A 25,433-nucleotide genomic window follows, 5' to 3' on the forward strand; every position below is an offset into this window, starting at 1 on the left:
TGGACGGGTCGAGGTCAGACAACGTGGGCCCCCGGTCCGTCGGGTCGGATCCGGCGCGCGGCGACCAGCCGGTCGACCATCGCGCCGATCTGGTCGTCGCCGACGCGCTGCACGCCGTCGGGCCCAGCGATCATGACGACGGGGAAGATGCGGCGGGCCAGGTCGGGACCGCCGGTCGCCGAGTCGTCGTCCGCCGCGTCGTACAGCGCCTGGAGCACGGCCATCGTCGTGTCCGCGACGGCCAGGTCGGGCGAGTAGAGCTTCTTCAGCGACCCGCGGGCGAAGACCGAGCCGGAGCCGACCGAGAAGAAGGAGTGCTCCTCGTAGCGGCCGCCGGTCGCGTCGTAGGAGAAGATGCGGCCCATCGCCGCGGCCTCGTCCCACCCGGCGAAGAGCGGCACGACGGCGAGGCCCTGCATGGCGAGCGGGAGGTTGCCGCGGATCATCGTCGCGAGGCGGTTGGCCTTGCCGACGAGGGACAGCGGGGCGCCCTCGATCTTCTCGTAGTGCTCGAGCTCGACCTGGAACAGCCCGACCATCTCGACGGCCAGGCCGGCCGCGCCGGCGATGCCGACCAGCGAGTACTCGTCGGCCGGGAAGACCTTCTCGATGTCGCGCTGGGCGATCATGTTGCCCATCGTGGCGCGCCGGTCACCGGCCATGACCACACCGCCCGGGAAGGTCGCCGCGACGATGGTGGTGCCGTGCGGCGCCAGGTCACCGAGCGGGACGGCCGTGACGCCCGGCCCGCCCGAGCGGGACGTCGGCAGGACCTCCGGCGCGACGGCCGTCGCCAGCTCGACGAAGGACGAGGTGCCGGCCCGCAGGTAGGCGGCCGGCAGGCCTCCGCGGCCGTGGACGGTGGAGCTGTCGCTCACTGGCCGCCCTTCTGCACGAACGAGCGGACGAACTCCTCGGCGTTGACCTCGAGGACGTCGTCGATCGCGTCGAGGAGCGAGTCGACGTCGGAGTCGAGCTCGGCCTTGTGCGCGGTGTCGACGGCGGGCAGCTCCTCGACCGTCTCCTCGTCGTCGGACTTCCGCGTACGGCGGTGAGTCTGCTCGGACTCGGGCATGAGCACTCCTCTGATGGGCTGCGGCCAGCCTAGTCAGCGGGGCAGACAGTTCCTGGCTGTCCCGCGCGGGGCCCGTCGGCCGGTCCTGAGCCGTGGTCGGCTCTGCACGAGAAACTGCTGCTGACCACGGCAGATCTGGTGTGGTCGGCTGAAGTTTTTCACGTGAACGTGAAAAACGAGGGACTCGTGCGACCCGTGGTACGAGCGCCGTACGGGGTCAGCGACCCAGGGCCGCGAACAGGTCGCTCACGTCGGTGCAGGCGTCGAGCATGTCGCCCACCTGCTCGGCGGTGCCGCGCAGCGGGTCGAGCAGGGGGACGCGCTGCAGGGCCGGCCGGTCGGGGACGTCGAAGATCACCGAGTCCCACGACGCCGCGACGACGGAGGGGCCGAACATCTCCATCACCCGTCCGCGGAAGTACGCGCGGGTGTCCCGCGGCGGGTGGGTCCGGGCGTGCTCGATCTCGTCGTCGGTGACCAGACGCCGGATCCGGCCCTTGGCCGCGAGAGCGGCGTAGAGGCTGCGGGCCGGGTCGACGTCGGCGTACTGCAGGTCGATCGCCGCGAGCTTGGGCGCGCCCCAGCCCAGGCCGTCGCGCGCCCGGTAGGACTCCATCAGCGCCAGCTTGGCCACCCAGTCGAGCCGGTCGGCGAGCAGCGTCACGTCGGTCGCGAGCTGGTCCAGGGTCTCCTGCCAGGCCGCGAAGAGCGCCTCGGCCTCGGTGCGCGCCACGGCGGGCAGCTCGTCCGCCGCCGCGGAGGCCAGCAGCGCCCGGCAGCGGTCCAGGTAGACGCGCTGGATCTCGACCGCCGTCATCCGGCGCCCGTCGGCCAGCTCGAGCGGGGCCCGGCAGGTCAGGTCGTGGCTGACCGCCCGCATCGCGCTCACCGGGGCGGCGAGGCGCAGGTCCGTGCCGAGCGTCCCGGACTCGACCACGCGCAGCACCCACGCGGCGGTGCCGACCTTGAGCCAGGTCGACGTCTCCGACAGGTTCGCGTCGCCGGTGATCACGTGCAGCCGACGGTGCTTGGCCGCGTCGGCGTGCGGCTCGTCGCGCGTGTTGATGATCGGCCGGTTGAGCGTGGTCTCCAGCCCGACCTCGGCCTCGAAGAAGTCGGCGCGCTGACTGATCTGGAAACCCGACGTCTGGCTCGCCTGCCCGATGCCGACCCGGCCCGCACCGGTGAACACCTGGCGCGTGACCAGGAACGCGGTGAACTGCGTGACGACCCGGTCGAAGGGCGTGCTCCGCTGGAGCAGGAAGTTCTCGTGGGTCCCGTACGACGCGCCCTTGCCGTCGGTGTTGTTCTTGTAGAGGCGGATCTGGCGGCCCGCGTAGAGCGAGGCGCGCTGGGCGGCGATCGCCATCACCTTGTCGCCGGCCTTGTCGTAGCGGACGACGTCGAGCGCCGTCGTCACCTCGGGGCTGGAGTACTCGGGGTGCGCGTGGTCGACGTAGAGCCGCGCCCCGTTGGTGAGGATGACGTTGGCCATGCCGAGGTCGCTGTCGGTCAGCTGGTCGGGGTGCGCGCTGGAACGCGCCACCTCGTAGCCGCGGATGTCGCGCAGCGGGGTCTCGGTCTCGTAGTCCCAGCCCGCCGGGCGGCCGTCGGTCGCCGCGCCGCCACCACCGGCGCCGTACGCCTTGACGACGTGGTTGGACAGCTGCATCGGGTGCAGCTCCTCCTCGCCGGCCCGCGTGGGCGACGAGCTGATCCCGTACTCGGTCTCGATACCCATGACGACCTGTCGACGTACGGGCTCGGGCATGGCGCCAGCGTAATCTCGACGCATGAAGGCCCAGCTCACGAAGACCCGGTCATGAGGACCCGGTCATGAAGAACAGCCGCGTCGCGCCCGCCGCCTGGGTCGCCCTCGTCGACCTCGTCCTCGTGGTCGTCTTCGCCGCCGTCGGACGCGTGAGCCACGGCGAGGACCTCGGCGCCGGTCTGGCCCGGACCGCCGGCCCGTTCATGGTCGGCTGGCTCGTCGGCTGGGTGCTCGTCGCCCTCGTCCCCGCGACCCGGCTCCGGCCGCGCAGCCTGCTGGCCGGGGTCCTGGTGTGGGTGCCGACGGTCGTCGTCGGGATGCTCGTGCGGAGCGCGCTCGGTGACGGCGTGCAGACCTCGTTCGTCGTGACCACCACGATCGTGCTGGCCGTGTTCCTGCTGGGCTGGCGCGGGGTGGCGGCGCTGCTGACCCGGTCGAGGCGTGAGAACCGGACGCACGTCGGGGTGTGATTCCCCGGCCCGCTTCGCTACATTGACCGGACAAACCCGTCCGGCTGAGCGGTCCCGACCCCGAAGCCCCGAACCGGAGGTCAGCCCGTGACCGTCGCCGTCGCCCACCAGGTCTCGTCGACCAGCCGCATCGCGCTCGCGGAGGCGGCGCGCGAGGCCTCGATGCGCCAGACCGACCTCGCGGTCCTGCACGTCGTCGAGTCGCTCGACCTCGACATCGCCGCCGCCAACCGTTCCGGGATCTCCGACGAGGTGGAACGCGCCCTGGCCGAGGCCGGGCTCGACGTCACCTGGGAGCTGCACCTGGCGACCGGCGAGGAGAACGTCGCCAGCGCCATCCTCAGCCTCGTCGACGACGTCGACGCCGACATCCTGGTCATCGGCGCCCGGCGCCGGTCGCCCGTGGGCAAGTTCTTCCTCGGCAGCGTCACCCAGACCCTCATCCTGCAGGCCGACATCCCCGTGTTCGTGGTCAAGGACAAGGCCTGACGCTCGCACTTCCGGTGTGACGCACGTCGCACCGGGGGACCGGTAACGATCGCCGGAGCAGGGGCGATGTAGCCGTCGAGAGCCAAGGTCCACCTGAACCCCCGAGCAGGCGAGCCTTGGCTCTCGTCATGCCCGGACGTCCCCGGCGCGCCTCTCAGCCGTCGTCCCAGCCCTGCGCGGCCCGGTGGAGCCGCAGGACGACCTGCAGCTCCAGGGCGCGGTCGCGCCAGCCGGGTCCGAGCAGCCGGTCGAGGGTCGCGAGGCGCTGGTAGACGGTGTTCACGTGCACCCGCAGCGCGCCCGCGGTGGCCGTCGGGCGCCGGCCCTGCTCGAGGAACGTCTCCAGCGTCACCAGCAGCGGAACCCCGCGCACCTCCTCCTCCCGCAGCACGGCGCCGAGCTCGCGGCGCACCTGGTCGGCCAGCTCGCGCCGGCCCGTCCGGCTGAGCAGCACGGCGAAGACGCCCAGCTCGTCCGCGGCGCCGAGCGCACCCTGCCGTCCGAGCGCCACGAGGGCCCGCGCCGTCCGGCTCGCCGAGGCGTACGCCGCGCGCAGGTCCCCCGGCTCGTGGACCGGCCCCGCCAGCCCCGCGGTCGGCGCGTCGGGCCCGACCCAGCGGGACCGCAGCTCGACGTCGGCCGGCACGACGAGCACGACCTGGTCCCGGTGTACCGCGCTCGCGGTCCGCTGGTCGAGGCCGAGCCCGGCCACGAACCGCCGCGAATGGGCCGGGTCGCCCTCGGCGACGACGACCAGGTGCTCGCGGCGGGGGTCGAGGCCGGCCCCGCGCCACCGGCGGCGGTCGGCGGCCGGGTCGGGCTCGACCCGGCTGAGCAGGTCGATGGTCGCGATGTCGCGCCCCAGCTGCGCGGCCCGCGCCGTCGCCCGGGCCCCGACGAGGGTGAGGGCGATGAGCGGCGCGGCGCGTTCGGCGAGCAGACGCGCGGCGTCCGGCACCGTGCCGGACCCCGCTCCGGTGGGGTCCAGGACGAGCGCGCCGAGGACCTCCCCGCCGGCGACGACGGGCTGCACGAGGCGCCCGGCACCCGCGAGCCCGGCCTCGGTCTCGACGTCGTCCGGGCTGTCCGTCCACCGCAGCGGGACCTCGCTCATCGCCTGCACCCGCTCGACGAGCGTCGCGGGGTCGCCCCCGGCGAGCACCACCCGGGTGAGCTCGCCGTCCAGGCGCAGCGTCGACTCGAGAGCGTCGCGTGCGTCGCGCAGCTCGCCCGCGGACCGGGCGTTGTCGAGCGCGACGGCCGCGTGCGCCGCGAGACCCTCGAGCAGGCTGACCTCCTCGCGGGCGAACCGCCGCTCCTCCCGCTTGGCCGCCAGCAGCACGCCGAGGACGCGACCGCGGACGGCCAGCGGCACGCCCAGCAGCCCACGGATCGCCTCGGCCTCGGCGGCACGGTCGGCGCTGGACTCGTGGACGAGCGTGGTGTCGGAGCGGTAGTCCGGCGTCCAGCGTGGCTCGCGCGAGGTGACGACCGTCCCCACCAGACCGGCCCACGCGCGCAGCCGGGTGCCGACCAGGTGGGGCGAGCGGGCCCCGCTGGCCACCTCGATCTCCAGGTCGCCGTCGTCCAGCAGCGCCAGGTAGGTGAGGTCGACGCCGAGGAGCCGCCGAGCCTGGTCGACCACCTCGACGAGCAGGTCGGCCGGGTCGGGAACCGCGGCCAGCCGGCTGGCGATGTCGTTGAGGGCGGCCAGCTCCACGACCCGCTGCTGCCGCTGGCGGAGCAGGTCGCTGACCTCGACCGCGGCCCGCGCCTCCGCGTCCACCCGTTCCCGGGCGGCGCCGGCGGCAAGCAGGTCGCGCCGGTGCGCCTCGAGCTCGGCCAGACCGGCCTGCGCCGCGAGCAGCTTCACCCATCTGGTGGTCATGGGCGATCCCTCCATCGGTCGGGCTCAGCGTAGGACGGTTCCGCCATTGCCCTCCGGACGGTCGTCGGTCGACGATGGGACGTCCCCGCCGGCAGCGACGCCATCAGCCCAGGAGCACCTCAGTGAGCGACGTCCACACCCCCACGTACGACACGGGCGCCGTCCCGCCGCCCCCCGCGTCGACCGGTCCCGCCGCGGTCGTCGAGGTCGTCCCGGCCGCCGGCGGCCCGCTTAAGCTCCGCCGGCTCTCGATCGGGCTCGCCCTGGTCTACGTGGCGATCCTCGCCATCAACTCGGGCGGGCTGGGCATCCTCATCCCCAACCTCGTCTCCGAGATCGACCCGGACCGCAAGGTCGCCAACCTGGCGATCGTGACGACGGTGGCGTTCCTCGCGAACGTCTTCGCCCAGCCCGTCGCCGGTGCGCTCTCCGACGCGACCCGCTCACGCTTCGGCCGCCGTACGCCGTGGATGGTCGCCGGGGCGCTCCTTGCCAGCGGGTTCATGGTCGGGCTGCCGCTGGCCGGCTCGGTCGTCACCATCGCGATCGTCTGGCTCGTCGTCCAGCTCGGCGTCAACGCCCTGCAGGCCGCGGCGACCGCGCTCGTGCCGGACCGCTACCCGGCGCAGCAGCGCGGTGGCGTCTCCGGGCTCATCGGCGTCGGCATCACCGTGGGCAACGCCGTCGGCACCGTGGTCGCCGGGTCGCTCGCGGGCCGCGGGATGCTGCCGTACGTCCTCCTCGGCAGCCTCGTCCTCGTCGTGGTCGCGGGCTTCGTCGTGCTCAACCGCGACCGTTCGAGCCGCGACGACGTGGTCGCCGCCCGGGTCGGGATCGGTGCGTTCCTGCGCGGCTTCTGGGTCGACCCGCGCCAGCACCCGGACTTCGGCTGGGCCTTCGCGGCGCGGTTCCTCATGGTCATCGGCTTCTACGGCGCCCAGACCTACAGCCTCTACATCCTCCGGGACTACATCGGGCTCAGCGACGAGGCGTCCAACGCGTTCGCGGCCAAGATCGGCGTCGTGCTGCTGGGCGGCGTGCTGCTCTCGGCCCTCACCAGCGGCGTGCTGTCGGACCGGATCGGTCGGCGCAAGCCCTTCATCGTCTGGGCCTCGGTCGTCATGGCCCTCGGCCTGGCCGTGCCGCTCGCGTTCCCGACCACCACCGGGATCCTCGTCTACAGCTTCCTGCTCGGGCTCGGCTTCGGCGCCTACATCTCGATCGACCTCGCGCTGATGACCGAGGTGCTGCCCTCGTCGATGACCTCGTCGGCCAGCTCGGCGGGCCGCGACCTCGCGATCCTCGGCCTCGCCACGACGCTGCCGCAGGCCCTCAGCCCGTCCATCGCGGCCGGGCTGGTCTCGCTCACGGGCGGCTACCCGGTGGTGTTCGTGGCCGGGATCGTCTTCGTCCTGCTCGGCGCCCTCGCGGTGATCCCCATCAAGGCGGTCCGTTGACCCTCGGCGGCGACCGGTCGTCGGCGGTGCACGATGGGTCGGTGATCACCCTGCCGGGCGAAGACCGGGACCTCCGTGCCGCCGACGAGCACCCCGACCGCGCCGACCGCGTCCGCCGGGCTCTTGCCGCCGTCCTGCCCGAGGGTGCGCTGGTGACCACGCCGGCGTCGGTCGAGCGCTACAGCCACGACGAGGCGGAGTGGGCCCCGTACGCCCCCGCGCTCGCCGTCGTGCGGCCCCGCACCGCCGAGCAGGTGCAGGCCGTGGTGCGGGTCTGCCTCGAGCACGGCGTCCCGCTCGTCCCGCGTGGTGCCGGCACCGGTCTCTCGGGCGGCGCGAACGCGACGGCCGCGTCGGTGGTCGTGAGCCTCGAGGCCATGGACGCCGTGCTCGAGATCAACACGGTCGAGCGGTACGCGGTCGTCCAGCCCGGCGTGATCAACGACGACCTCCGCGCCGCCGTCGCCGAGCAGGGCCTCTGGTATCCCCCGGACCCAGCCAGCTCGCCGTGGTCCACCCTCGGCGGGAACGTCGCCACGAACGCCGGCGGCGTGTGCTGCGTCAAGTACGGCGTGACCGGGGACTACGTGCTCGGGCTGCAGGTCGTGACCGGGACCGGCGAGCTGGTCCGCGTAGGACGGAAGACGGCCAAGGGCGTGGCCGGCTACGACCTCACCGCGCTGCTGGTCGGCTCGGAGGGCACGCTCGGCGTCGTCACCGAGATCACCGTGCGGCTGCGACCCGCCCGGCCACCGGAGCAGACCGTCGTCGGCCACTTCGCCTCGCTCGTGAGCGCCGGCGAGGCGGTGGCCGCCGTCACCCGCAGCGGCGTCGTCCCGTCCGCGCTCGAGCTGCTCGACCGGCACTGCCTGCGCGCGGTGGACGACTGGAAGCACCTGGGCCTCGAGGCCGACGCCGCGGCGATCCTGCTCGCCCGGGTCGACTCCCCCGGCGTGGCCGGTGACGCGGAGGCCGAGACCATCCGTGCCGCCTTCGACGAGGGCGGCGCCGTCTGGTCGGCCCGCTCGGAGGACCCGCAGGAGGCCGAGGCGCTCTTCGCCGCCCGCCGACTCGCCTACCCGGCGCTCGAACGTCTCGGACCCGTGCTGACCGAGGACGTCTGCGTCCCCCTCGGCGCCGTGCCGGCGATGCTGGCCAGCATCGAGGACGTGGCCGCCCGGTACGACGTCCACATCGCCAACCTCGCCCACGCCGGCGACGGCAACCTGCACCCGCTGCTCATCACCCCGCCCGGCGACGAGGCCGCACGCGCCCGGGCGCAGGCCGCGTTCGAGGAGATCCACGCGACCGCCCTCGCCCTCGGCGGCACGGTCACCGGCGAGCACGGGGTCGGGCTGCTCAAGCGGGGCGGGCTCGTGGCCGAGGTGGCCCCGGCCGTGATCGCGATGCACCACGCGATCCGTGTCGCGCTCGACCCGGCCGGCATCCTCAACCCGGGCAAGGTCGTCGCCGAGCCCGAGCAGGAGGTCTGACGTGGCCCGCTTCCAGACGTCGGACGGAGTCGGCCTGCACTACACGGACGCGGGCAGCGGTCGCCCGGTCGTCCTGGTGCACGGCTACACCGCACCCGCCACCGCGTGGGCGCTCACCGAGGACGCCCTGCTCGAGGCCCGCCACCGCGTCGTCGCGTTCGACCGGCGGTCGCACGGCGAGTCCGACACCCCGGCCTTCGGGCAGCGGATGGCCCGGCACGGCCGCGACCTGGCCGAGCTGCTGGAGCACCTCGACCTCACCGGCGCCGTGCTCGTCGGCGCCTCGATGGGCGGGAACGTGATCTGGGCGTACGCCGACCAGCAGGGCACGGCGTCCCTGGGCGGGATCGTCGTCGTCGACCAGACGCCAAAGATGATCAACGACGCCGGCTGGCCGTACGGCTTCTACGGGCTCGTGCCCGAGAACGCTGGCACCCTCTTCGCGGACGGCGTCCCGCAGACCGGGCGCGGGCGGGCCCTCGACGCGTCGGCGACGGAGATGGGCCGGCTCGTGGGCCGGCTGGGCGGCCCGCCCGCGTTCCGCGACGGCACCGCGCCCCAGACGCTGGCGCTGCTGCAGGACCACGCGATGCAGGACTACCGCGACGTCGTGGCCCGGGCGACGTGCCCGGTCCTCATGGTCGCCGGCCGCCAGAGCCAGGTGCGGCCGTGCGAGCACGCGGCCGCGGCCGTCGTCGACCAGCCGCTGGGGCGCGCGGTCGTGATCGAGGACGCGGGCCACACCGTGAGCTTCGACCAGCCGGACGCGTTCAACGCCGCCCTGCTCGAGTTCGTCGACGGGTTGGCCCGGGAATAGGCGTCGCACGGGCCCGGTTCGGGCTCAGGTGACGACGCGCGAGCTGTTCAGCTTCCCGAACCCGGTCGACGAGCACGCCGCCCGTACGGTCGCGGCGGGCGTGGCCGTGCTGGCGGGGCTCGCGCTGGCCACCGGCTGGACCTGGTTGGTCGTGCTGCTGGCCGTCGGCTTCGCGGCGCGGACGGCGGCCGGGCCGCGGTTCAGCCTGCTGGGTCGTCTCGCCACCCAGGTCGTCGCCCCGCGGCTGGGGATGCCGAAGTTCGTGCCGGGCCCGCCCAAGCGCTTCGCCCAGAGCATCGGCCTCGTGCTCACGACGGTGGCGGCCGTGGCGGCGTACCGGTTCGGCGCGCTCCTGCTGCCCACGCTCCTGGTCGCCGTGCTGCTGCTCTTCGCCCTGCTCGAGTCGGTGCTCGGCTTCTGCGCCGGCTGCTGGCTCTTCGGCCACCTGATGCGCCTCGGCGTGATCCCCGCCGACACGTGCGAGGCCTGCGCGAACGTCCAGCAACGGTACGCAAGCAGCCAGGCCTGAGGCGGCTGCGGCCTGCGCCGCCACCAGCCGACGAAGGTGACCACGAGAAACTGGCGCTCACCACGGCAGATCCGCCGCGGTCAGCGCCAGTTTTTCACGTGAACGTGAAAGTCCTGTGACTCGTGGGGCCAGACCTACGACCCCGGGTTGGGCTAGAGGTACTGCCCGGTGTTGGAGACGGTGTCGATGGAACGGCCGGGCTGGGTGCCCTTCTTCGAGCTGATCAGGGTGCGGATGAAGACGATGCGCTCGCCCTTCTTGCCGCTGATCTTGGCCCAGTCGTCGGGGTTCGTCGTGTTGGGCAGGTCCTCGTTCTCGGCGAACTCGTCGACGCAGGCCTGCAGCAGGTGGCCGATCCGGATGCCCTTCACGCCCGTGTCGAGCAGGTCCTTGATCGCCATCTTCTTCGCCCGGTCGACGATGTTCTGCACCATCGCGCCGGAGTTGAAGTCCCGGAAGTAGAGGATCTCCTTGTCGCCGCCCGCGTACGTGACCTCGAGGAACTGGTTTTCCTCGGTGTCCTCGTACATCCGCTCGACGGTGCGCTCGATCATGCCCTTGACCGTGGCCGCACGGTCGCCAGCGAACTCGGCGAGGTCCTCGCTGTGCAGCGGGAGCCCCTGGGTCAGGTACTTGCTGAAGATGTCGCGCGCCGCCTCGGCGTCGGGCCGCTCGATCTTGATCTTGACGTCCAGGCGGCCGGGCCGCAGGATCGCCGGGTCGATCATGTCCTCGCGGTTCGAGGCGCCGATGATGATCACGTTCTCGAGGCCCTCGACGCCGTCGATCTCGCTGAGCAGCTGCGGGACGATCGTGTTCTCAACGTCGGAGGACACGCCCGACCCGCGGGTGCGGAACAGGGAGTCCATCTCGTCGAAGAAGACGATCACCGGCATGCCGTCGGAGGCCTTCTCGCGCGCCCGCTGGAACACGAGCCGGATGTGGCGCTCGGTCTCGCCGACGTACTTGTTCAGCAGCTCGGGGCCCTTGATGTTGAGGAAGAAGCTGCGCCCCTCGACGCCGGTCTTCTCCGTCACGCGCTTGGCCAGCGAGTTCGCGACCGCCTTGGCGATCAACGTCTTGCCGCAGCCGGGCGGACCGTAGAGCAGGATCCCCTTCGGCGCCTTGAGCTCGTGCTCCAGGAACAGGTCCTTGTGCAGGAACGGCAGCTCCACGGCGTCACGGATCGCCTCGATCTGGGAGCCGAGACCGCCGATCACCGAGTAGTCGATGTCGGGAACCTCTTCGAGGACCAGCTCCTCGACCTCGAGCTTGGGGACGCGCTCGTACGCGAAGTGCACGCGACGGTCGATCAGCAGCGAGTCGCCGGCGCGCAGCGGACCCTCCTGCAGCGCGGTGGTGAGGCGGACGACGCTCTCCTCGTCCCCGTGCCCGACGATGAGCGCGCGGGTGCCGTCCTCGAGCCGCTCCTTGAGCGTGGCGACCTCGCCGACCTCGTCGAACTCCAGGGCCTTCACGACGTTCATGGCCTCGTTGACCATGACCTCGCGGCCCGGGGTCAGTCCCTCGAGGTCGACGTCCGGGCTGACGCTCACGCGCATCTTGCGCCCGGACGTGAAGATGTCGGCGGTGCGCTCCTCGGCCGCGGCGATGAAGACGCCGAAGCTCGCCGGGGGCTGCGCCAGCCGGTCGACCTCGCCCTTGAGCGTGACGATCTGGTCCCGCGCCTCGCGCAACGTCGCCGCCAGGCGCTCGTTGTTCGCGGTCGTGGTGCGCGCCTCCGCCCGGGCGTCGGTCAGCCGACGCTCCAGGACCGCGAGGTCGTGCGGGTGGGCCGACACGCGCTCGCGCAACCGGGAGAGCTCCTCGCGGAGCGCCCCGATCTGGACGAGCAGGTACTCGCGCTCCTCGTTCGGAGCGCTGTCTGAGCTGGAGTTGAAGCTGGGACCGGTCATCGCGCACCTCCTTGCAGAGAACCTACCCGCGCGTCTCGCCCGCCTCTGGGGTCGCGGCACGCGGGCCGGTGTAATCCTCGCCATAGGCCCCGGGGGCCGGGCGGCGCTTGCGGGCCGGGGCCGTGAAGCCCGGCGCCATCCGCCGGGCGCTGACCAGGAAGCCCGTGTGGCCGACCATGTCGTGGCGGGGGCGTACGGCGAGGCCCTCGGCGTGCCAGGCGCGCAGCAGCGTCTCGCTCGCCTCCGGCTCGGTGAAGCCGCCGTGCACCCGCAGCGTCTCGACCGTCCGGGCGAGCTGGGTCGTCGTGGCCACGTAGGCGAGCAGCACGCCGCCGGGCACCAGACGTTCCGCGAGGGCCTCGACGCACTCCCAGGGGGCGAGCATGTCCAGCACCACGCGGTCGATCGGCTCGTCGTCGAGGCTCTCGACGAGGTCTCCCACGGTCAGGTCCCAGGTGGCCGGGGCGGTGCCGAAGAAGTTCTCGACGTTCTTCCGCGCCTGCGCGGCGAACTCGTCGCGCCGCTCGTACGAGCGCACCCGCCCGGTCGGCCCGACGGCGCGCAGCAGGCTGCAGGTCAGGGCGCCGGAACCGGCCCCCGCCTCCACGACCCGGGCTCCGGGGAAGACGTCGCAGGCCATCAGGATCTGCGCCGCGTCCTTGGGGTAGATCACGGCGGCCTGGCGCGGCATCGTGACGGTGTACTCGTTCAGCAGCGGCCGCAGCGCGAGGTAGGCCGTCCCGCCGACCGAGGACACGACGACGCCCTCCGGGCCGCCGATCAGCTCGTCGTGGCTGACCCCGCCCTTGGTCGTGTGGAACGTGCCGCCCACGGCCAGGAGCACCGAGTGGCGCCGGTTCTTGTTGTCGGTCAGGGTCACCCGCTCCCCGGCCTGCAGCGGGCCGATGCGCACGCCCGACGGGACCGACGGAACGGCCTCGACCGGACGCTCGTCGGCGGTCATGCCGTCATCCCGAACAGGCCGAGCTGCCAGCCGGGGCCGTACGAGCCGTCGGCGACGTCCGCGCCGGCCCGCACCCAGACGGTCTCGTCGGACTGGGTGATGGGCAGCAGCACCGCGTCGCTGACCGCCTGGCGCTGGATCGTCGACAGCAGCCGCAGCGAGCTCGCGTCGTCGGTGCTGGCGCGGAAGGCCGTCGTGGTGGCGTCGACGGTCGGCGTCGACGCCGGCAGCGGGTCGTCCACGTACGGCTGCAGCCACGACAGCGCGGTCGAGGTCCAGGCCTTGCGGTCGACCAGGACGAGGTCGGCGTCGGCCGAGCCCGGGGCCAGCCGCACGCTGAGGCCGCCGGTGTCCTCGAGCCGGTTGCGCACCTGGTCGGCGAGGTCGCCGGAGTTGGGGGCGGTCTCGTCGTACGCCAGCGTGAGGTTGATGCGGTTCTTCCAGGTGACCTTGGGCCTCGTCTTCCCGCCCTGCGGGAAGGAGGCGACGTGGCCGACGACCCCGTTCGGGACGACGGAGTCGAGCGTGCGGTCGCCCTGCAGCGCGAGCGTGATGGCCGTGCGCAGACCCTTGTTCGCCCGCGCCGGGGAGCTGGGTGACCACACGAGCTGCTCCACCCGGGCACCGGCGAGGGTCTTCTGGCTGAAGCCGCTCGCGGTGACCCGGTCGGGACTCCCGCCGACCTGCTGGCTGAGCCGGGTGACGGCCGCGGAGTTCAGGCCGCGGGACACCACGTCGACCTCGCCCTTCTCCATCGCGTCCTCGATCGTCGCGGAGTCCGCCACCGTCTTGTACGTGAGCGTGTCCATCTGGGCCGGGCTGAAGCCCTTGTAGGCGGGAAACCGGTTGAACACGATGCTCTTGCTCGAGCCGCTCTCGTCGTCGGCGGTGACGACGAACGGGCCCGAGCCGACGGCCGGGTCCTTGGGGCTGCGGACCTTGTCGGCGTCGTACACCTGCTCGTCGACGATCGAGGCCGCCGGGGAGGCGAGCGCCCAGCCGAACTGGGTGTCCTCGCGGCTCAGCACGAAGCGGACGGTCAGGTCGTCCGGGGTCTCGATGCGGCGCAGCGTGGACAGCAGAGAGGTGGAGCTGCCGGCCACGTCGAGCCGCAGCGCGCGCTCGATGCTGAACTTCACGTCGGAGGACGTCAGCGGGTCACCGCCGGCGAAGGTCAGGTCCTTCTGCAGCGTGCAGGTGTACGTCGTGGTCGCGGTGAAGATGCAGTCGCGCGCGGCGTCGGGCTTGAGCACGTCGTCGCCGGGGGCGGAGGTCATGAGGCGCTGGAAGACGTTCAGCGTGAACATGCTCGACGCCTGGTCGGTGACGGCGGCCGGGTCGGTGACCGTGACCTCGTCGGTCGACATCACGGTGAACGGCCGCGGCGGCGCCCCCGGCGTGCTCGGGTCGGGCGGCGGAGCGGCGGGGTTGTGGCAGCCGGCGAGCGCCAGCACGGCGGCGCCCAGGGTCGCGGCGAGCAGGCGCCGGCCGCGGGCCGGCCGGGACTCAGACGTGCGCATCGGCCTCGTCCAGCAGCCGGGCGAGCCCGTCGAGGTCCACGTCGGCGAGCGAGGCGACCTGGACGCGCCGGGGTGCGTCGGGGATCGGCACCCGGTTGGGGATGGCCACGACCAGGGCACCGGCGGCGTTCCCGGACCGGGCACCCGTCTCGCTGTCCTCGAAGACGATGCAGTCGCGGGCGTCGACGCCCAGCTCGGCGCAGGCGCGCTCGTACGGCTCCGGGTGCGGCTTGCCGCGCTCGACCTCGTCGCCGGCCACCGAGGTGGTGAAGGACCCGGCGGGCAGCGCGCCGATGGCCGCGTCGAGCTGCACCCGGTAGGACGCGGACACGAGGGCGCAGGGGATCCCCGCCTGCCGGCTGGCCTCGAGCAGGTCGAGGGCGCCCGGGCGCCAGGGGATGTCCCCCGTCCGCAGGTCCTCGATGACCCGGGAGACGAGCTGGTCGACGACCCACTCCGCCGTCAGGTCGTGGCGGCCGATCGCGTTGAGGATGTAGCTGCCCGAGTCGATCAGCGAGTTGCCGACGAGCTGGTGGGCGTGCTCGTCGGACCACTCCCCGCCGAGGCGGCCGATGAGGTCGTACTCGGCGGCGATCCACAGCGGCTCGGTGTCGGCGAGCGTCCCGTCGAAGTCCCACAGGAGGGCGGCCGGCCGGGCGGGGACGTGCGGGGGCGTGGGTGTCATGGCGCTTCCATCATTCCTGGGCCCTGGCTATGACACCAATCCGGCGCGCGGCGCGGCACGGTCCGGCGGCGCGGCTGGGAGGAGAGGAGACACTGGGCACGTGCCGCTGCCAACCGAGGTCGATGCCGTCGTCGTAGGAGCCGGCCCGAACGGCCTCGTCGGCGCGAACCGGCTGGCCGACGCCGGGTGGGACGTGCTGCTCCTGGAGGCCCAGCCGGACGTGGGCGGGGCGGTGCGGAGCGACCGGGAGGTCGACCCGGAGTTCGTCAGCGACACGTTCAGCGCGTTCTACCCGATGGCGGCGGTCTCCCCCGCGATCACCTCGCTCGGGCTGGAGCGGTTCGGCCTTGAGTGGTCGCACGCGCCCGCGGTGCTCGGGCACCCCCGGCGCGACGGTTCCTGGGCGCTGCTGCACCGCGACGAGGACGTGACCGCCGGTCTCTTCGAGGCCGCGCACCCCGGGGACGGCGACGCCTGGCACGAGCTGGTGGCGTCCTGGCGGACCGTCGAGCGCGGGCTCATGGAGACCCTGCTGACGCCGATCCCGCCGGTGCGCGGCGGGCTCCGGCTGCTCTCGCAGCTGCCGAAGGTGGGCGGCCTCGGCTACCTCCGCGAGCTGCTCGTCCCCGCGTCGCACCTGGTCGAACGTCGCTTCGGCGGCGACGGCCCGTCGCTCCTGGTCGCGGGCAACGCCTGCCACGCCGACATCCCGGTCGACGCCGCGGGCTCGGGCTTCATCGGGCTGCTGCTGACCATGCTCGGCCAGACGGTCGGGTTCCCGGCGCCGACCGGCGGGGCGGGGGCGCTCGCGCAGGCGATGAAGGACCGGTTCGTCGCCGCCGGCGGGACGGTCGCCACCTCGACGCCGGTGACCGGCATCCGGGTCGCGGGCGGTCGCGCGGTCGCGGTGCAGACCGCGGACGGCGAGGTGCGCGTACGCCGCTCGGTGCTGGCCGACGTCGGCGCCGAGCAGCTCTACGGCGGCCTCGTCGCGGCCGACGACCTGCCGGCGAAGACGTTGCGCAAGATGGACGGGTTCCGGCGCGACCCCGCGACGTTCAAGGTCGACTACGCCCTCGACGGGCCGGTTCCGTGGTCCGGGACCCCCGCGTACGCCCCCGGGACCGTGCACCTCGCCGACTCCGTGGGCGCGATGGCGACCTACACCTCGCAGCTCGACTCGGGCTACGTGCCGGCGGACCCGTACCTGCTGGTCGGGCAGATGACCACGACCGACCCGTCGCGCTCCCCCGCCGGCACCGAGGCGCTGTGGGCGTACACGCACGTCCCCCAGGAGGTGCTCGGCGACGCGGGCGAGGACGGGCTCACGGGGAGCTGGGACCCGAGCGAGGCGGAACGCTTCGCCGACCGGCTGCAGGCCCGGCTCGAGGTGTTCGCGCCCGGCTTCGGCTCCCGGGTGCGGTCGCGGCGCATCCTCACCCCCGGCGACCTCGAGCACCGCGACGCCAACCTGGTCGGCGGCTCGCTCAACGGCGGCAGCTCCGCGGTCGACCAGCAGCTCGTGTTCCGCCCGTTCGCGGGCACGGGGCGGAGCGAGACCCCCGTCAAGGGGCTCTACCTCGCCTCCGCCTCGGCGCACCCGGGCGGCAGCGTCCACGGCGCCTGCGGCGCGAACGCCGCCCGCGCGGCCCTCTGGTGGGACCGCCTGCGCCTCTCCCGCTGACACTGGGGAAGTTCCGACCGCGACTACGCGGTCAAGACTTTCCCGTTGTCGACGTCGGGCGAACTGGCCTGTGGAGAACCGGTTCTGCGAGGTCGAACCACCTCCAGCATGGGCTGGTGCAGGAGCGAGGAGAGCCCGGTCGGGCCCTGATGCGGCTCGCCGCCGCCCAGGAGGACGTGGTGACCCGCGAGCAGGCCCTGGGTCTGGACCTCTCGCGGCACACCCTGGCCCGGCTGGTGACGCAGGGACGGTGGCAGCGCCTGGCTCCCGGGCTCTACGTCACCCACAACGCAACCGTCTCCTGGCCGAGCCTGGCGTGGGCAGGTGTGCTGCTGGGCGGCGAGGACGCCCGCCTCGGCGGGAGCGCTGCGGCCTACGCCCAGAAGCTGGTCGACGAGGCTCCCGACCCGGTCCACGTCTTCGTGCCGCACGACGTGATCCTGCGACGCCGGCCGCACTGGGTCTTCGTCAGAGAACGTCCGGGAGCACGGAGCGCCCGGACCACTGGGTCCCCGCCGAGGACCCTGCTGGCGGACACCGTCCTCGACCTCTGCGAGTCGGCGTCGGCTCGCACGATCGAGGACCTGGTCACCCGAGCCGCCCAACGGCGGCTCGTCACACCGCAGCAGGTGCTGCGGGCCTTGTCCGGACGAGGCCGACACACCCGCCGGGTGCTGCTCACCGAGCTTCTCGCGGACGTCGACGTCGGTGCCGAGTCACCGCTGGAGCTGCGCTACCTCCGCGACGTGGAGCGGCCGCACGGTCTGCCACCAGGAGCTCGGCAACGACCGAGTGCCGACCGCCCCGCCCTGAGGGACGTGCTGTACGAGGCCTACGCGTTCATCGTCGAGCTCGACGGGCGCAAGGGCCACGAGGGCGAGGGGAAGTTCCGTGACATGCGGCGGGACAACGCCGCGCTCCTCGCTCGGCTCTCGACCGTGCGCTACGGCTTCGGCGACGTGGCCGGCAGCCCGTGCGACGTGGCCTGGGAGGTCGCTCAGCTGCTCGGTCAGCGGGGCTGGCCCGGACCGTTCGTCCCGTGTCGACGCTGTCCGAGCAGCAGCTGGCGGTAGCGGGGAAGTTCTGACCGGTCAGTCGCGGTCAGAAGTTCCCCGGTAGTGGGCGGCGAGGCGCTCGAGGCCTTCCGCGATGCTGACGGCCGGGGTCCAGGCGAGGGCCTCGCGCGTGCGGCGCTGGTCGAACCAGTGGGCGGTCGACAGCTGCTCGGCCAGGAACCGCGTCATCGGCGGCTGGGCGCTGCCGTCCGGGTGGCGGAGGCCCCAGACCCGCTCGACGACCCCGCCGGCGGCGACGGCGAGGCGGGCGGGGACGTGGCGCGAGGGGCGCGGGACGCCGGCCGCGGCGCAGAAGTCGCCGAAGATCTCCCCGACCGGACGCGGCTCGCCGTTGCTGACCACGAAGGCCTCGCCGTGCACCTCCGGGGCGCGGTCCAGCGCGGCGACGAGCGCGGCGGCGGCGTTGTCGACGTACGTGGTGTCGATCAGCGCGGCGCCGGTGCCGAGCAGCGGGAGCCGGCCGGCGCGGCCGCGTTCGACGATGCGTTCCACGAGCTGGGTGTCGCCGGGTCCCCAGACGATGTGCGGGCGTACGGCGACCACGGCCAGCGGAACCTCCCCGGTCTGGTCCGCGGCCAGCGCCTCGACCTCCGACTGCGCCTTGGTCCGAGCGTACGGGCCGCGCGCGTGCTGCGGGTCGGCCGGCCCGGCGGGCGCCCCGACCAGCGAGGAACCGGTGTGGCTGACCGACGGCGAGGAGACCTGGACCAGGCGCTGGACGCCGAGCGCGGTGCAGGCGGCGAGGACGTTCCGGGTGCCGACGACGTTGGCCCGGACGTAGTCGGCCTCGGGACCGGTGATGTCGACCTTGGCCGCGAGGTGGACGACCCCGTCCTGGCCGGCGACCGCCGCCCGGACGGCGTCGGCGTCGGCGACGTCGCCCAGCGCCTCGCGCAGCCCGAGCGTCGACGGACGCCGCTGCATCACGGTGACGTCGTCCCCGCGCGCCACGAGGGCCCGCGCGACCGCGCCGCCGAGCATGCCGCTGGCCCCGGTGACGAGGACCTTCACGCGAGCTTCCCCGGGCGTACGCCGGTCAGCACCCGCGAAGCCCAGGCGGAGACCGCGGCCCGGTCGATCTTGGAGTTGTGCCGGATGTCGGTCGGCAGCTTCGGGACCGCCAGCACGGCGGCCACGTCGACGCCGGCGACCTGCCTCACGACGGAGGTCAGGTCGGCGTCGGCGAGCGGGCGTTTCCGCGACGCCCCCGCGACCGGAACGACCACGACGACGACCTGCTGGGTGCCGGCCGGGCCGACCCCGACCACGGCGGCGGCGACGACGTCGGGCAGGGTCTCGACCCGCTGCTCGACCCCGACCGGGGTGAGCGGGCCCTGCGCGGTCGACAGCACGTGCACGAGCCGACCCTCGACCCACAGCCGACCCTTGGCGTCGAGGTGGCCGACGTCGCCGGTGCGGTGGTGGCCCGGGTCGCGGCTGCTCGCGCGCTCGGTCGCCCAGAGGCGGTCGTAGCGCTGCTTGCGGTGGTCCGCGGCCACGAGGATCTCGCCGGTCACGCCGACCGCGTCGGTCAGCGCGCCGGTCGCCCGGCCCTCCGCGTCGAGCGGCGCGAGGGCGATCTGGACGCCCTCGACGGGCCGACCGACGCAGACGCCGTCGCCCGGGCCGGCGGCCTCGATCCCGGCCAGCGTGATGTCGGCGACGGGCAGGACCTCGGTCATCCCGTACGGGGTGTGCAGCTCGGCGGCGGGCACCAGCTCCTGCACGCGCCGCAGCAGCCCGACCGGCACGGGCGCGCCAGCCGACATGAGCACCCGGACCCGGCCGAGGGCCGTGCGGTGCCGCTCGGTCAGCCCGTCGGCGGTCGCGACCACGTTCCGCAGGGCGGCCGGCGAGGCGAAGACGATGCGTGCGTCGACGGCGGCCGCGGCGTCGCCGAGCGCCGCGGCGGTCAGCGTGGCCGGGGCGGTGACGTCCATGTCGGGCACGGCGGCGGCGGTGCCGAGAGCCGGGCCGTAGAGGGCGAACGGCGCGAACGCCGCCACCCACGCGTCACTCGGGTCGAGCCCGTAGATCCCGGCCAGCCGGTCGACCTGGCCGCGCAGCTGGGTGCCGCGGTAGACGACGCCCTTGGCCGGGCCGGTCGCGCCGGAGGTGAAGAGCACCGCCGCGTCGGCGTCGAGCTCGGGCAGCGGCGGCAGGGTCGTCCCGGCCGTACGCAGCTCCGCACCGCGCGCCGTCAGGGCGGCGATCGACGGCGGGTGGTGCAGCGCCCGGGCCACAGGCCCTGGGAGCGTCCCGCTGACGAACCGACGACCCGGCACGCGCAGCACGTCCAGGGCGACGAGGGCCTTGGGGATGCCGATGACGTGATCGGGCCGGGCACTGCGCAGGGCGTGGGCCAGGCCGCGCAGGCCGAGACCCGCGTCGGCGACGACGATGACGGCGCCGACCCGCCAGCAGGCGAACACGGCGGTGGTCAGCGCGGCGCCCGGGGTCACGAGGACGGCGACCCGGTCACCGGCGCGGACCCCGGCGTCGGCGAGCCCGAGGGCGAGGTCGGCGATGCCCCGTTCCAGCTCGGCGAAGCTGGTCGAGCTGACCTTCCCGTCGTGCAGCTCGACGACGGCGGGCGCCGGGTCCTCGGAACGTGCCGTCAGCGGCGCCCAGAGGAAGCCCGGCTCGATCCGCTGCGGCGGTCGCGCGTCGTCGTCCACGTCGTCACCGGCGGGGTGGATGTTCTCGGCGATCCACTCCCACGCGATGCCCGCGGTCTCCGGGACGTCCTCGGTGACGAGGTGCGACGCCCGGCCGAAGCGGTGCACGTCGGCGTGCGGGAAGCGGTCGCGCAGGTCGGCGAGGTGCAGGTCGGTGAACACGGGGTCGCGCGCCCCCCACAGGAGCAGCACGGGGACGTCGAGGCCGCGGGCGCCCTCGGCGATCCGCTCCATGTCCGCGCGGCTCGGGTGCTCGGTCTCGAGCGGGACGTCGGCCACGAAGTCCCCGATCGCCGCACGCTCGGAGGCGTCGGCGTACGGGCCGGCCAGCGCGCGGCGCACCCCGAGGTCGAGCGGCGGGCGGGACAGCGCGGCCGCGCCGCGGACGAAGGTCGGCGTGGTGACGCAGAGGAGCCGGTTGAGCGCGGGTGTCCGGGCGAGCCGGATGAGGGCGGAGAAGGGCTGGTCCAGCGGCTGGAACAGCGCGGTGTTGGTGAGCACCAGCCCGACGACGAGGTCGCGGTGCTCGAGGGCCCAACCCGTGGAGACGAGGCCGCCCCAGTCGTGCGCGGCGACGACGACGGGACCCCGTACGCCGAGGGCCTCGGTCACCCGGCCCAGGTCGTCGACGCGACCCGCCAGACGGCGGGTCGGCACCTGCCGGGTCGACCAGCCCATGCCCAGCTGGTCGACCGCGACCACGCGCCAGCCCGGCCGTGCCTCGGCCAGGAACCGGCGCCACAGGTAGGACCAGGTCGGGTTGCCGTGGACGCAGAGCAGCGTGCCCTCGGTCGGCTCGACGCCGTTGTCGAGGACGTGCCAGCGCCGCGGCTGCCCGGCGGCGTCCTCGACCGTGAGGAAGCGCGACCAGGCCGGGTCCAGGCCCGGCAGCCCGTCGAGCGAGTCGCTCTGGGGCGAGGTCACCAGATGATCTCGGCGAAGGACGTGTTGAGGCCCGACCCGATGCCGAGCAGCACCACCTGCTGGCCCGGCTTGAGCAGCGGGACCTGCTTGGCGAGCGTGAAGGGCACCGCGGCCGAGGCCAGGTTGCCGAACGTCGGCACGGTCATCGGCAGCTGCTCGACCTCCGCACCGATGACCTGGGCCAGCGCCTTGAGGTGGACCACGGAGGTCTGGTGCGCGACGAACCAGTCGGCGTCCGCCCAGTCCCAGCCCTCGGCGATCGCGTCGTGCCAGGTCTGCCCGGCGAGCTCGATGCCGGCGTTGAAGAGCGCGCGGGAGTCGGTGGTCATCAGCGACATGCTGCCGATGCAGAGGTCCTTGTGCTGGCTGCCCGAACGGCTGACGCCGCCGGTCACCCGGTGGCCCTCGGAGTGCTCGCTCGCCCGGCCGAGCACCATGGCGGCCGCACCGGAGCCGAGCGTCAGCGTCGCGAACTGCAGCTTGAGGTCCTCGGCGGTGGCGTCGTCCCCGGCGAGGCGCTCGACGGTGTCGCCCTGCAGGCCACGCATGCCCTCGGCGTCGACGAGCAGCGCGTAGTCGACCTGCCCGGCGTCGATGAGCGAGCCCGCGAGCTGGATGCCGTTGAGGAAGCCGAGGCAGGCGTTCGTGACGTCGAAGTTGAGGCAGCTCGTCGAGAGGCCGAGCTGGTCGTGCACGCCGACCGCGTTCGCCGGCTCGATGCCGGTCCGGCACACGGAGGTGTTGATCAGCAGCCCGACCTGCGACGGGTCGACCCCGGCCTCGGCCAGCGCCTTCGCCCCGGCCATCGCGGCCGCGTCGACGAACGTCACGTCCTCGGGCCACCAGCGCCGCTCGGTCACCCCGGCGAGCTGCTCGACCATGCCCGGCTTCATCCCCGTGCGCTCGTACGTCCGCATCAAGCGCTCGTCGAGCTCCGCCGACGTCACCACCTCGGGCGCCTCGACGGCGCACACGGACAGCACCGCGGTGTCCTTCAACCGGTAGCTCGCGTTGCCTGTCATTCCCCGACCTTCACCCTCTCGGCGCGGCGCCCCTGACCGGCTCCGCGAACACCTTCTGACCAGCGCAAGAACCCGCGCCGGACCTCCACCACTATTCCACACCGGCGCTCCAGGACCCCTGCCCGCGAACCCTGGGTGGACCACGGTTCTCCTACCCCGAGCGGCGTGTTTCGCACCGCAGGACACGGGTACCTCTGACTTCGTGAAGTCCGTCTCCCCGCTCAACCCCGACGAGCCCCGCCGCGGCCGCATCCCGGCCGGCGGTGGCGAGAGCTGGCACGCGGACTGGCGGGCCGAGGCCGCCTGCGTCGGCGAGAACCTCGACATCTTCTTCCCCCTCGGTGACCAGGCCACCCACCACGCGCTCAGCAACCAGGCCAAGCAGGTCTGCGCCCGCTGCCCCGTGATGACCACCTGCCGCGCCTGGGCCCTCCGCACGAGCCCCGAGTTCGGCATCTTCGGCGGCCTCACCGCCCACGAGCGCCGCCTCGTCCGCGAGGGCCGCTGGAACGGCCAGGACGACCGCCGCGCCACCCGCGACGACACCGCCGCCTGACCCACCCCCTACCGCACCCCCCGAAGCGAGTCGGCGAGAAGCGGGCCGCCCCGCACCCTGAAGGCTGGCCCGCGTACGGCGGCGCTGAGCCTGGGTGGGTCTGGCGGGAGCCCGGGACGCCAAAGCCCGGGAGGCCCGAAGGCCATCCCGGGCGGATGGTTGCGAAGCGCCGCCGTACGCGGGCCAGCCGGCAGCAAAGCCGGGCCGGACCCGAGCACGACGAGGAGCTGCTAGTCCCCCGGCCACTCCCCCGTCAGCTTCTGGAACCCCTGGGCGCCGAGGCGGTCGACGAGCGCCTTGACGGCCGCGAAGATCGCGCCCTGGATGGTCGCCGCGATGACCACGCGGGCCAGGGTGTACTCGGCCTGCAGGGCGTCGGGGGCGTCGTCCTGACGGGCGACGCGCTTCCAGACCTGCTTGAAGATCGCGCCGGCCACCGCGCCGGCCGCGAGGCCGGAGATGAGCCCCACGGGGCGGTAGGCCAGCCGTGCTGCGTTCACCATGTACGTGCCTCCTTCTTCGTCCGGCTCACGAGCGAGCGCTACGGACGATCAACGTGACGACCAGCGCCGCTGCCCCGGCGCCGATGGCGGCCTGGGCGGCCAGCGGGAGCGCCCTGAACTTGTCCACGAGCGTACGGGACTGCGCCGCGGCCGAACCGGCGGCCGAGGCCACCGACTCGCGCGCGTCGGCGACGGCGTCCTGGACCTTCGCGCCCGCGTCGTGCACGGCCTCCTGGGCGTGCGCCTTCACGTCGAGCTTCTCGCTCAGCGCGTCGACGTTGGCGGCCAGGCGGTCGCGGGTGGCCTCGATGTTGGCCTGGATCTCGTCGGCCGTCTGCTTCTCGGCCGGCTGCTTCTCGTCCGTGCTGGGGGTGCTGTCGCTCATCGCTTGATCGACTCCTTGATCTCGGCCACGTCGGTCTTGACGCTCGCGATGGCCTGGGTGGGAACGGGGGGCGCCGCCTGGCTCAGCTTCTTCTTGCCGACGAGCGCGGCGATCCCGGCGACGATGAAGAGAACCACGGCGACGATCAGCGCGGCCAACCAGTTCGGCAGCGGGCCGGCGAGCGCCAGCACCGCGGCCGAGATCAGGACGCCCAGCCCGTACAGGGCGACGACCCCGGCGCCACCGAAGGCGCCGATCCCGATGCCGGCCTTCTTGGCCTTCTCGCCGACCTCGGCCTGGGCGAGGCGGATCTCGTCGCGGACCAGGGTGCTGAGGTCGGCGGACATGTTGCGGATGAGGTCGCCGACGGAGGCGTCGGCCGGGTCGACGTGCGCCACCGGCGTGGTGGTGGACGGGGTGTTCTCGGTCATGGCGCTGTCCTTGCTGGAGCGGTTCGTGGTCGCGGTGGTGCTGGTCCTGCCGGAGCCGGAGGAGGAGTCGGAAGCGTGGTCGGACCCGCCCTCGGGCACCGAGTCGGCCTTGACGGCGTTGCGGTCGCCGATGGGCATCGCGGCGCCCTTGGTCGTGTCCTTGATCGTCTGCTGCTCGGACTCGGCGTTGATCTCCGCGCCCAGCAGGATCGCGTACGCGGTGATGAAGAGCCAGAGCAGCAGGATGACGATGCCGGCGATGGTCCCGTACGTCTTGGCGTAGTTCGCGGCGAGCGAGACGTACACCGAGAAGCCGACCGAGGCGACGATCCAGAGCAGCGTCGCGATGGCGGCGCCGACCGAGACCCAGCGCAGCTTGGGCGCGTCCCGGTCGGGCGCGACGCGGTAGAGGACGGCGAGCGCCGCACTGATCACGACGACGATCAGCACCCACCGGACGACCTGGATGCCGACCGTGACGAGCGTGCTGGTCCCGAGGAAGCCGAGCACGATCGGCAGCACGGCGACGAGGCCGACGACGACCAGGAAGAAGACGATGGCGCCGAGGGTCAGCGCCAGGGCGACCAGGCGCTTCTTGACCAGGCCGCGGGTCTCCTCCTCGTCGTAGCAGAGGTTGACCGCGGTCATGAGGTTCCCCATGCCGCCGGACGCGCTGAACAGGGCCAGCAGGATGGCGACGACGGCGCCGATCCCGACCTTGCCGTTGCCCGACGCGGTCGCGATCTGGGCGGTGATGATGTCCTTGATGTCGCTCGGGATCGCCGAACCGAGCGCGTCGAGCTGGGTCGTGATCGTCCCCGGGTCGGCGAAGAAGCTGAAGAGCAGGACGGCCGCGATGATCGCGGGGAAGATCGCGAGGAAGGCGTAGTACGCCATCCCGGCCGCCATGAGCGGCACGTTGTCGGTCTTGGCCTCGGCCCAGCCGCGCTTGACGATCTGGAGCCACCCCTGGGCGGGGATCTCCTGGGGCTTCTCGGCCTGTTCGCCGGGCACGCGGTCGGTCTCGGCGGTCGATGGGGCTGCCATGTGGTTCTTCCTGAGTGGTGGGGCTCGTTCGCAGGGGGGCTTACCCACCCTTA

At 73.4% G+C, this 25,433-nt stretch carries 22 protein-coding genes and 1 pseudogene; 9 read left to right on the plus strand and 14 right to left on the minus strand.

Translation table 11 applies throughout. The features are described 5' to 3' along the window. Positions 1-14: 14 nt before the first annotated feature. From prcB to dop, 3 genes are all read right to left on the minus strand, one after another. Positions 15-878 carry a proteasome subunit beta gene (gene prcB / locus FHX39_RS10945; RefSeq protein WP_183338375.1) on the minus strand — a complete coding sequence of 288 codons (864 nt, stop codon included), beginning with the start codon at positions 876-878 and terminating at the stop codon, positions 15-17. Further along, entirely contained in the window at positions 875-1,075 is a 201-nt protein-coding gene (locus FHX39_RS10950) for a ubiquitin-like protein Pup (protein WP_183338377.1), read from the minus strand. Before FHX39_RS10950 ends, prcB begins: the two co-directional genes overlap by 4 nt. Before the next feature lie 217 nt (positions 1,076-1,292). Continuing rightward, positions 1,293-2,846, minus strand: coding sequence for a depupylase/deamidase Dop (gene dop / locus FHX39_RS10955; RefSeq protein WP_232530612.1), 1,554 nt, complete (start codon positions 2,844-2,846; stop codon positions 1,293-1,295). A gap of 65 nt (positions 2,847-2,911) precedes the next feature. Here dop and FHX39_RS10960 point away from each other — a divergent pair, with 65 nt between their 5' ends. Further along, positions 2,912-3,316 (plus strand): DUF3054 domain-containing protein, encoded by a 405-nt coding sequence (locus FHX39_RS10960; RefSeq protein ID WP_183338379.1) that lies wholly within the window; start codon positions 2,912-2,914, stop codon positions 3,314-3,316. A gap of 87 nt (positions 3,317-3,403) precedes the next feature. Then, positions 3,404-3,805 (plus strand): universal stress protein, encoded by a 402-nt coding sequence (locus FHX39_RS10965; protein ID WP_183338381.1) that lies wholly within the window; start codon positions 3,404-3,406, stop codon positions 3,803-3,805. A 154-nt stretch (positions 3,806-3,959) separates the two neighbouring features. On the opposite strand, the gene FHX39_RS10970 is transcribed toward FHX39_RS10965, so the two are convergent. Next, entirely contained in the window at positions 3,960-5,693 is a 1,734-nt protein-coding gene (locus tag FHX39_RS10970; RefSeq protein WP_183338383.1) for a helix-turn-helix domain-containing protein, read from the minus strand. Positions 5,694-5,815: 122 nt separating this feature from the next. Between FHX39_RS10970 and FHX39_RS10975 the strand changes: the two genes are divergently transcribed. From FHX39_RS10975 to FHX39_RS10990, 4 genes are read left to right on the plus strand one after another with little or no spacing between them, the layout of a single operon-like run. Continuing rightward, positions 5,816-7,150: an MFS transporter gene (locus FHX39_RS10975; protein ID WP_183338385.1), complete on the plus strand. Its 1,335-nt coding sequence runs from the start codon at positions 5,816-5,818 to the stop codon at positions 7,148-7,150. Between the two features lie 41 nt (positions 7,151-7,191). Next, positions 7,192-8,643, plus strand: a complete 1,452-nt coding sequence (locus tag FHX39_RS10980; protein WP_332836775.1) for an FAD-binding oxidoreductase — start codon at positions 7,192-7,194, stop codon at positions 8,641-8,643. 1 nt (position 8,644) lies between these two features. After that, positions 8,645-9,460: an alpha/beta fold hydrolase gene (locus tag FHX39_RS10985; RefSeq protein ID WP_183338387.1), complete on the plus strand. Its 816-nt coding sequence runs from the start codon at positions 8,645-8,647 to the stop codon at positions 9,458-9,460. A 28-nt stretch (positions 9,461-9,488) separates the two neighbouring features. Then, positions 9,489-9,989: a DUF4395 domain-containing protein gene (locus FHX39_RS10990; RefSeq protein WP_183338389.1), complete on the plus strand. Its 501-nt coding sequence runs from the start codon at positions 9,489-9,491 to the stop codon at positions 9,987-9,989. 152 nt (positions 9,990-10,141) lie between these two features. On the opposite strand, the gene arc is transcribed toward FHX39_RS10990, so the two are convergent. The 4 genes and pseudogenes from arc to FHX39_RS11010 all read right to left on the minus strand — a co-directional run bounded on the left by arc (position 10,142) and on the right by FHX39_RS11010 (position 15,074). Next, a complete protein-coding gene (gene arc / locus FHX39_RS10995; protein ID WP_183338391.1) occupies positions 10,142-11,905 on the minus strand; it encodes a proteasome ATPase in 1,764 nt (587 codons plus the stop codon). Between the two features lie 22 nt (positions 11,906-11,927). Beyond that, a pseudogene (locus FHX39_RS11000) lies at positions 11,928-12,809 on the minus strand (tRNA (adenine-N1)-methyltransferase); the annotation flags it as partial. A gap of 56 nt (positions 12,810-12,865) precedes the next feature. After that, positions 12,866-14,389 (minus strand): ABC transporter substrate-binding protein, encoded by a 1,524-nt coding sequence (locus FHX39_RS11005; RefSeq protein WP_183338395.1) that lies wholly within the window; start codon positions 14,387-14,389, stop codon positions 12,866-12,868. Continuing rightward, positions 14,376-15,074, minus strand: a complete 699-nt coding sequence (locus tag FHX39_RS11010) for an HAD family hydrolase (protein WP_183338397.1) — start codon at positions 15,072-15,074, stop codon at positions 14,376-14,378. The genes FHX39_RS11005 and FHX39_RS11010 overlap by 14 nt, the downstream gene beginning before the upstream one ends. 100 nt (positions 15,075-15,174) lie before the next feature. Between FHX39_RS11010 and FHX39_RS11015 the strand changes: the two genes are divergently transcribed. Together FHX39_RS11015 and FHX39_RS11020 are read left to right on the plus strand one after the other, a co-directional pair. Beyond that, on the plus strand, positions 15,175-16,758 hold the full coding sequence (locus FHX39_RS11015; protein ID WP_332836776.1) for a phytoene desaturase family protein: 1,584 nt from the start codon (positions 15,175-15,177) through the stop codon (positions 16,756-16,758). A 116-nt stretch (positions 16,759-16,874) separates the two neighbouring features. Then, on the plus strand, positions 16,875-17,831 hold the full coding sequence (locus tag FHX39_RS11020; protein ID WP_183338401.1) for a type IV toxin-antitoxin system AbiEi family antitoxin domain-containing protein: 957 nt from the start codon (positions 16,875-16,877) through the stop codon (positions 17,829-17,831). 18 nt (positions 17,832-17,849) lie between these two features. On the opposite strand, the gene FHX39_RS11025 is transcribed toward FHX39_RS11020, so the two are convergent. Genes FHX39_RS11025 through FHX39_RS11035 form a run of 3 tightly spaced genes read right to left on the minus strand, consistent with a single transcriptional unit; the run spans position 17,850 to position 22,458 of the window. After that, positions 17,850-18,845 (minus strand): NAD-dependent epimerase/dehydratase family protein, encoded by a 996-nt coding sequence (locus tag FHX39_RS11025; RefSeq protein ID WP_183338403.1) that lies wholly within the window; start codon positions 18,843-18,845, stop codon positions 17,850-17,852. Continuing rightward, positions 18,842-21,436 (minus strand): alpha/beta fold hydrolase, encoded by a 2,595-nt coding sequence (locus tag FHX39_RS11030; RefSeq protein ID WP_332836777.1) that lies wholly within the window; start codon positions 21,434-21,436, stop codon positions 18,842-18,844. Before FHX39_RS11030 ends, FHX39_RS11025 begins: the two co-directional genes overlap by 4 nt. Then, complete coding sequence (locus FHX39_RS11035) at positions 21,433-22,458, minus strand: 3-oxoacyl-ACP synthase III (protein ID WP_183338405.1); 1,026 nt, start codon at positions 22,456-22,458, stop codon at positions 21,433-21,435. The genes FHX39_RS11030 and FHX39_RS11035 overlap by 4 nt, the downstream gene beginning before the upstream one ends. A gap of 202 nt (positions 22,459-22,660) precedes the next feature. On the opposite strand from FHX39_RS11035, the gene FHX39_RS22125 reads away from it, so the two are divergent. Next, positions 22,661-23,014: a WhiB family transcriptional regulator gene (locus FHX39_RS22125; protein WP_198423360.1), complete on the plus strand. Its 354-nt coding sequence runs from the start codon at positions 22,661-22,663 to the stop codon at positions 23,012-23,014. Between the two features lie 230 nt (positions 23,015-23,244). Here FHX39_RS22125 and FHX39_RS11045 read toward each other — a convergent pair whose 3' ends face one another. Genes FHX39_RS11045 through FHX39_RS21160 form a run of 3 tightly spaced genes read right to left on the minus strand, consistent with a single transcriptional unit; the run spans position 23,245 to position 25,380 of the window. Continuing rightward, complete coding sequence (locus FHX39_RS11045) at positions 23,245-23,517, minus strand: DUF4235 domain-containing protein (RefSeq protein WP_183338407.1); 273 nt, start codon at positions 23,515-23,517, stop codon at positions 23,245-23,247. A gap of 25 nt (positions 23,518-23,542) precedes the next feature. Next, positions 23,543-23,902 (minus strand): DUF3618 domain-containing protein, encoded by a 360-nt coding sequence (locus FHX39_RS11050; protein WP_183338409.1) that lies wholly within the window; start codon positions 23,900-23,902, stop codon positions 23,543-23,545. Continuing rightward, on the minus strand, positions 23,899-25,380 hold the full coding sequence (locus FHX39_RS21160) for a YhjD/YihY/BrkB family envelope integrity protein (protein WP_183338411.1): 1,482 nt from the start codon (positions 25,378-25,380) through the stop codon (positions 23,899-23,901). The genes FHX39_RS11050 and FHX39_RS21160 overlap by 4 nt, the downstream gene beginning before the upstream one ends. Between the last annotated feature and the right edge of the window lie 53 nt (positions 25,381-25,433).

Origin of the sequence: Microlunatus antarcticus, assembly GCF_014193425.1 — a bacterium.
GTDB classification, from domain to species: Bacteria; Actinomycetota; Actinomycetes; order Propionibacteriales; family Propionibacteriaceae; genus Microlunatus; species Microlunatus antarcticus.

What these genes read in the sequence shown, in the direction of transcription:
- FHX39_RS10950 (WP_183338377.1), bottom strand. Translation starts at nt 1,075, where the DNA reads ATGCCCGAGTCCGAGCAGACTCACCGCCGTACGCGGAAGTCCGACGAC.
- dop (WP_232530612.1), bottom strand. Translation starts at nt 2,846, where the DNA reads ATGCCCGAGCCCGTACGTCGACAGGTCGTCATGGGTATCGAGACCGAG.
- FHX39_RS10960 (WP_183338379.1), top strand. Translation starts at nt 2,912, where the DNA reads ATGAAGAACAGCCGCGTCGCGCCCGCCGCCTGGGTCGCCCTCGTCGAC.
- FHX39_RS10970 (WP_183338383.1), bottom strand. Translation starts at nt 5,693, where the DNA reads ATGACCACCAGATGGGTGAAGCTGCTCGCGGCGCAGGCCGGTCTGGCC.
- arc (WP_183338391.1), bottom strand. Translation starts at nt 11,905, where the DNA reads ATGACCGGTCCCAGCTTCAACTCCAGCTCAGACAGCGCTCCGAACGAG.
- FHX39_RS11005 (WP_183338395.1), bottom strand. Translation starts at nt 14,389, where the DNA reads ATGCGCACGTCTGAGTCCCGGCCGGCCCGCGGCCGGCGCCTGCTCGCC.
- FHX39_RS11010 (WP_183338397.1), bottom strand. Translation starts at nt 15,074, where the DNA reads ATGACACCCACGCCCCCGCACGTCCCCGCCCGGCCGGCCGCCCTCCTG.
- FHX39_RS11035 (WP_183338405.1), bottom strand. Translation starts at nt 22,458, where the DNA reads ATGACAGGCAACGCGAGCTACCGGTTGAAGGACACCGCGGTGCTGTCC.
- FHX39_RS11045 (WP_183338407.1), bottom strand. Translation starts at nt 23,517, where the DNA reads ATGGTGAACGCAGCACGGCTGGCCTACCGCCCCGTGGGGCTCATCTCC.
- FHX39_RS11050 (WP_183338409.1), bottom strand. Translation starts at nt 23,902, where the DNA reads ATGAGCGACAGCACCCCCAGCACGGACGAGAAGCAGCCGGCCGAGAAG.
- FHX39_RS21160 (WP_183338411.1), bottom strand. Translation starts at nt 25,380, where the DNA reads ATGGCAGCCCCATCGACCGCCGAGACCGACCGCGTGCCCGGCGAACAG.